Raw genomic sequence first — 5952 nt, forward strand, 5'->3', positions numbered from 1 at the left:
TGCGCCTGCGCAGCTCGTCGACCAGCCCGACGACCAGGTTGAGCGGCTTCACCTCGTTCAGCGAGCCATTTCGTTGCTTGCCCCGCGGTGTGCGGATGGCCTCGTAAATGAAGGCTTCTTCGGACATGTCGAGTTCCTCTTCGCGAGTGGGTTTCGGATCCGTATTAAAGGTAGGTCCAGATACCGCACCCTAACAAAGTGCCCGGCCAACCTGTTGGTTGGGCCGATCGCCGCTGGTCAGCCCCGACGCGGCGGCTGGCCGCCGAGTATGTGGCCGGCCGCACACGCGAGCCGCGCGCCCCCTAAGCTCGACCGGCATGACGGTGTCGCGACTGCGTCCCTACGCGACCACGGTGTTCGCCGAGATGTCGGCGCTGGCGGCGCGGGTCGGCGCGGTCAACCTCGGTCAGGGGTTCCCTGACGAGGACGGGCCCGCCGCCATGTTGAAGGCCGCCCAGGACGCCATCGCCGAGGGGAACAATCAATACCCGCCGGGCATCGGCGTGGCCTCGCTGCGGCACGCCATCGCCGCCCAGCGGCAGCGACACTTCGGCATCGAGTACGACCCCGACACCGAGGTGCTGGTAACGGTCGGGGCGACCGAGGCCATCGCGTCCGCGGTGCTGGGCCTGGTCGAGCCCGGCTCGGAGGTGCTGCTCATCGAGCCGTTCTACGACTCCTACTCGCCGGTGGTGGCGATGGCCGGCGCGCACCGGGTGGCCGTCCCCCTGGTCCCGCACGGGCTCGGCTTCGCCCTGGATGCCGACGCATTGCGCCGGGCCGTCACGCCACGCACCCGCGCGCTGATCGTCAACTCGCCGCACAACCCGACCGGCACGGTGCTCAGCACGGCCGAACTGACCGCCATCGCCGACGTCGCGGTCGCCGCCGATCTCCTGGTGATCACCGACGAGGTTTACGAGCACCTGGTGTATGACGGCCACCGGCACCTGCCGCTGGCCGGCTTCGACGGCATGGCCGAGCGGACGGTCACCATCTCCAGCGCGGCCAAGATGTTCAACTGCACCGGTTGGAAGATCGGATGGGCCTGCGGCCCAGCCCAACTCATCGCCGGGGTGCGGGCGGCAAAGCAGTATTTGAGCTACGTCGGCGGCGCGCCGTTCCAGCCGGCCGTGGCCCTGGCGCTCGACACCGAGGACGCGTGGGTGGCCGGGCTGCGGCGCTCGTTGCGGGACCGTCGCGACCGGCTGGCCGCCGGGTTGTCGGAGGTCGGCTTCGAGGTGCACGACAGCGCCGGCACCTATTTCTTGTGCGCGGACCCGCGCCCGCTCGGCTACGACGACAGCACCGCATTCTGCGCGGCCCTGCCGGAAAAGGCCGGGGTGGCGGCCATTCCGCTGTCACCCTTCTGCGACCCGGCCGCCGCGCACGCCTCGGCGCAAGCCGACGTGTGGAATCACTTGGTGCGCTTCACCTTTTGCAAACGCGAGGACACCCTCGACGAGGCGATCAGGCGGCTGGCCGTCCTGCGGTGACCGGCCCGCTACGTCGCGGGCCCGAAACCCTCCATCACGCGCTGGCGCAGTCCCTCGAGCGCGGCGTGCAGGATCTTCTTGCGGGCCCGGCTGACCCAGAACTCGGGCAGCGGAGCAAATGGTTCGACCGTGATGGCGAACCGCACCCTGGTCTTGTCGTAGCCCTCCCGGGTGAGGGTGTACTCCCCGTGCTGGCCGCGTTGCTGGGCGGTCTTCTGGGCGTCCCACACCATCCAGTCCGGTCCCCAGTGGTATTCGAGCAATTCGGTGTCGTGGATGCCGGTCACCGCGATCGTGACCCTCACGTGGTGGGGCCGGCCGTCGGGGTGCTTGTCGACGACCTCGACCCGCTTGTGCACCGACGACCATGACGGCACCGCGTCCATGTCGGCCAGCGCCTCCATGATCACTTCCGGAGGCGCGTCGATGACGATTTCCGACGACGCTTGAACGGCCACTGCTAATAAGTTAGCAATCGCTTCGCCACCGCCGAAGGAGAAAAGGCGGGCTATTCGGCGTCGGATGAACCGCGGATCTGCTTTACCAATTCGCACAGTCCCCGCACCGACGAGTCGAGAACGCTTTCGCTGGCCCGCCGGACGATGAACGCGGGCATGGGCCGGCCGGGTTCGACCGTGACATCGAAGCGCACCCGGGTCTTGTCGAGGCCCTCGGGTTTGAGGTTGTACTCGACGTGCTGACCATGCTGCTGGGAGGTGCCTTTGGCGTCATAGACGACCCAATCGGGGCCCCAGTGATATTCCAGGATCTCTTTGTCGACCAGCCCCAGAATCTTGATCGTGGTGGCGACGTGGTGGGGCCGGCCGTCGGGATAACGGTCGATCACCTCGATGTGTTTGTGCAGCGGTGACCACGACGACAGGACGCCGACATCTGTCAGCGCCTCCATGACCACTTCCGGCGGCGCGTCGACGACAAATTCGCGTGATGCTTTTACGGCCACTGAGGTTCAACCTAGCAATGCCGCCCACCCTGTGGATCCGTTCGACGCAATACGCTGGCTACCAGTCGATTTCAGCAAAGGGTGTGGTGGCGCCCGGCGGCCGCCCGACCGGCGCGGCCGGGGTGCGCGAGAAGCGCGGGCCGGGTGCGGCCTGGTCGACCCCGTGCGCGGTGACGATCGTCGACCGCGCCCTCAGGTGCTCGTCGGCGGCCGCTTCGTTCCATGTCAGCACCGGGGTGACGCACGCGTCGGTGCCGGCGAAAACGGCGACCCATTCGTCGCGGGTCCGGCTGGCGAACCGTTGCGCGAAGACGTCGTGCATCTGCCGGTAGGACTCGGTGTCGAGCTGGCCGGGGACCTCGTCGGTGGACAGGCCCAGCCCGGTCAGCAACGCCGCGAAGAATTGCGGCTCGATGGCGCCGACGGCCACGTATTTGCCGTCCGCGGTTTCATAGCAGCGGTAGAACGGGGCGCCGCCGTCGAGCAGAAATGATTCCCGCCGGTCGCGCAGCGACCCGGTCGACTTCATGGTCCACATCATCTGGGCGAGCAGGCTGACGCCGTCCACCATTGCCGCGTCGACGACCTGTCCCCTGCCCGAATGTTCCCGCTCGTACAGCGCGGTCACGATGCCGAGCAATACCAGCATCGAGCCGCCGCCGAAGTCGGCGACCAGGTTCAGCGGCGGCATCGGGGGCCGGTCGGCGTAACCCAGCGCCGACAGCGCGCCGGTCCGCGACAGGTAATTGATGTCGTGCCCCGCCGTCTGGGCCAGCGGCCCGTCCTGACCCCAGCCGGTGATCCGCGCGAAGATCAGGCGCGGGTTGACGGCCGCGCACTCGTCGGGCCCGATGCCGAGTCGCTCGCAGGTGCCTGGCCGGAAACAGTCCAGCAGCACGTCGGCTTTGGCGGCCAGATCCAGCAGCGCCTGCGGCTGCGTCTTGACGTCGAGGTCGACGATCCGCTTCCCCCGGTGCAGCAGATCGCGGTCCTCCGCCGGCATCACCAAGCCACCGGGCCGGCGCACCCGCACCACGTCGGCCCCGAGGTCGGCGAGCATCATCCCCGCGTGCGGCCCCGGTCCGATCCCGCCGAGCTCGACGATCCTCACCCCGGACAGGGGCCCGCCGGCGCCCACCGCGACTAGTTCCCCTTCTTGACCTTGAGCACCCGCTCGCGCAGCGCCTTGGTCGCCGAGTCGATGGTGCCCTTGACGGCGCGTTTCAGGACGAATCCGGGTAGGGGCACGTTCGGGTCGGCCAGCAGCTCGAACTTGACCAGCGTCGCCTCACCCTGCGGTATCAGGGTGTACTTCCCGTCCTGCGCCTTCTGCTGCGAGGAGCTCACCAGCTTCCAGCTCACCGCGTCCGCCGCCCAGGTGTAGGCCACCACCTGCTCATCGGTGATCCCGGCGACCTTCACCTTCATCTTCACCTGTTCGGGCCGCCCGTCGGCCCCTCTCGAGAGGACTTCAGCACTCTGATGGGGTTCGGACCATTCAGGCATCGCTTCGAAATCGGCGATGACGGCCAGGATCTCCTCCGGACTGGCTTCGATGACGATGTCGCGGGATTCCTTGAGTGCCATGGCCCGCACGATACTGAAGCCGCGTCCGGCCCGGTAGGGATTCGACCGAGGTACCGTCGTGCTTGTGACTGACCCCGCCAGCCAGCCCGTCTACACCGTCGGTGACTATTTGTTGGACCGCCTCGCCGAACTCGGCGTCACCGAGATCTTCGGCGTCCCGGGGGACTACAACCTGGAATTCCTGGACCACATCGTCGCCCACCCCGGCATCCGGTGGGTGGGCAACGCCAACGAGCTGAACGCCGGGTATGCCGCCGACGGCTACGGTCGGCTGCGCGGAATGTCGGCCGTGGTAACCACTTTCGGCGTCGGCGAGCTGTCGGCGGCCAACGCCGTCGCGGGCAGCTACGCCGAGCAGGTCCCCGTCGTGCACATCGTCGGCGGACCCTCGAAAGACGCGCAGGGCACCCGCCGCGCGCTGCACCACTCCCTCGGCGACGGAGACTTCGAACATTTCTTCCGGATCAGCCGCGAGATCACCTGCGCGCAGGCCAACCTCATGCCCGCGACCGCCCGCCGCGAGATCGACCGGGTGCTGTCGGAGGTGCGCGAGCAGAAGCGGCCCGGCTACATCCTGCTGTCCACCGACGTGGCCCGCTTCCCCACCGAACCGCCCGGTGACCCGCTGCCCCGCTACACCGGCGGCACCAGCCCGCGCGCGCTGTCGCTGTTCGTCGAGGCCGCCTCGGAGCTCATCGGCGACCACCAGCTGACCGTGCTGGCCGACTTGCTGGTGCACCGGCTGCAGGTGGTCAAGGAACTCGAGACGCTGCTGACGGCCGACGTCGTCCCCTACGCGACGCTGATGTGGGGGAAGAGCCTGCTCGACGAAAGCTCGCCGCACTACCTCGGGATCTACGCGGGCTCGGCCAGCGCCCCGGCGGTGCGCGCCGCCATCGAACAGGCGCCGGTCCTGGTGACCGCGGGCGTGGTGTTCACCGACATGGTGAGCGGTTTCTTCAGCCAGCGGATCGACCCGGCCCGGACCATCGACGTCGGGCAGTACCAGAGCAGCGTGGCCGGCGAGGTCTTCGCCCCGCTGGAGATGGGTGCCGCGCTGGAGGCGCTGGCCACCATCCTGACCCGGCGCGCGGTCACGTCGCCGCCGGTGGCCTCACCGCCCGCCGAAGCGCTGCCCCCGCCCCCGCCGCGGGACCAACCGCTGACGCAGGAGATGTTGTGGGACCGCCTGTGCACGGCCCTCACCCCGGGCAACGTCGTCCTCGCCGACCAGGGCACCTCCTTCTACGGGATGGCCGACCACCGCCTGCCGCAGGGCGTGACCTTCATCGGTCAACCACTATGGGGCTCAATCGGTTACACGCTGCCCGCGGCGCTGGGGGCCGGGGTGGCGCATCCGGACCGCCGGACCGTGCTGCTGATCGGTGACGGCGCCGCGCAACTGACCATCCAAGAGCTGGGCAACTTCTCGCGGGAAGGCCTGTCCCCGGTCATCGTCGTGGTGAACAACGACGGCTACACCGTCGAGCGGGCGATCCACGGGGAGGCGGCGCCCTACAACGACATCGTGAATTGGAAGTGGACGGATGTCCCCGGCGCGCTGGGGGTCGCCGACCACCTGGCGTTCCGGGTGCAGACCTACGGTGAGCTCGACGACGCCTTGACGGCCGCCGCGCGGCACCGGGACCGCATGGTGCTCGTCGAGGTGGTTTTGCCGCGGCTCGAAATCCCGCCGCTGCTGGTCGAACTCGTCCAGCCGATGTCGCCGGACGGCAGCGTTCGCCGCTAGGGCCATCGCATCAGGATCGAGCGGGTGCGCCGTTCGGGCCCGCCGATCGCAGTATCGCCTGGACCGTCCGCCGGCAGCGGCCGCAGTCGGCGCCCGCCCCGCAGGCCCGGGCGACGTCGTTGGTCGTGCACGCCCCGGCCTCGATCGCCTCGGTC

At 68.9% G+C, this 5952-nt stretch carries 6 protein-coding genes and 2 pseudogenes; 2 read left to right on the plus strand and 6 right to left on the minus strand.

Annotated features, from left to right (window positions below; translation table 11 throughout):
* Window positions 1–127: pseudogene (locus A5713_RS28120) on the minus strand (acetyl-CoA C-acyltransferase); the annotation flags it as partial.
* A gap of 190 nt (window positions 128–317) precedes the next feature.
* Here A5713_RS28120 and A5713_RS03915 point away from each other — a divergent pair.
* A pseudogene (locus A5713_RS03915) lies at window positions 318–1509 on the plus strand (pyridoxal phosphate-dependent aminotransferase); the annotation flags it as partial.
* On the opposite strand, the gene A5713_RS03920 reads toward A5713_RS03915, so the two are convergent.
* The 4 genes from A5713_RS03920 to A5713_RS03935 are packed head-to-tail and all read right to left on the minus strand — an operon-like array spanning window position 1505 to window position 4047.
* Window positions 1505–1954 (minus strand): SRPBCC family protein, encoded by a 450-nt coding sequence (locus A5713_RS03920; protein WP_067927475.1) that lies wholly within the window; start codon window positions 1952–1954, stop codon window positions 1505–1507. The pseudogene A5713_RS03915 and the gene A5713_RS03920 overlap by 5 nt on opposite strands.
* Window positions 1955–2004: 50 nt before the next feature.
* The gene (locus A5713_RS03925) at window positions 2005–2460 is read right to left on the minus strand and encodes an SRPBCC family protein (protein WP_082972771.1); all 456 of its coding nucleotides are present in this window, start codon (window positions 2458–2460) and stop codon (window positions 2005–2007) included.
* A gap of 58 nt (window positions 2461–2518) precedes the next feature.
* Window positions 2519–3598 carry a CaiB/BaiF CoA-transferase family protein gene (locus A5713_RS03930; RefSeq protein WP_068092741.1) on the minus strand — a complete coding sequence of 360 codons (1080 nt, stop codon included), beginning with the start codon at window positions 3596–3598 and terminating at the stop codon, window positions 2519–2521.
* 5 nt (window positions 3599–3603) lie between these two features.
* On the minus strand, window positions 3604–4047 hold the full coding sequence (locus A5713_RS03935; RefSeq protein WP_068092746.1) for an SRPBCC family protein: 444 nt from the start codon (window positions 4045–4047) through the stop codon (window positions 3604–3606).
* A gap of 64 nt (window positions 4048–4111) precedes the next feature.
* Here A5713_RS03935 and A5713_RS03940 point away from each other — a divergent pair, with 64 nt between their 5' ends.
* On the plus strand, window positions 4112–5797 hold the full coding sequence (locus tag A5713_RS03940) for an alpha-keto acid decarboxylase family protein (protein WP_068092744.1): 1686 nt from the start codon (window positions 4112–4114) through the stop codon (window positions 5795–5797).
* Window positions 5798–5807: 10 nt separating this feature from the next.
* Here A5713_RS03940 and A5713_RS27280 read toward each other — a convergent pair.
* Window positions 5808–5952, minus strand: a 145-nt coding sequence (locus A5713_RS27280; protein ID WP_082972772.1) for a bacterioferritin-associated ferredoxin, incomplete at its 5' end; no start/stop codon positions are given.

The sequence above is a fragment of the Mycobacterium sp. E2497 genome (assembly GCF_001668695.1).
Classification (GTDB): Bacteria; Actinomycetota; Actinomycetes; order Mycobacteriales; family Mycobacteriaceae; genus Mycobacterium.

Bases quoted from the DNA above. Each gene is read 5' to 3' on its own strand.
- A5713_RS03935 (WP_068092746.1), bottom strand. From the start codon at position 4,047: ATGGCACTCAAGGAATCCCGCGACATCGTCATCGAAGCCAGTCCGGAG.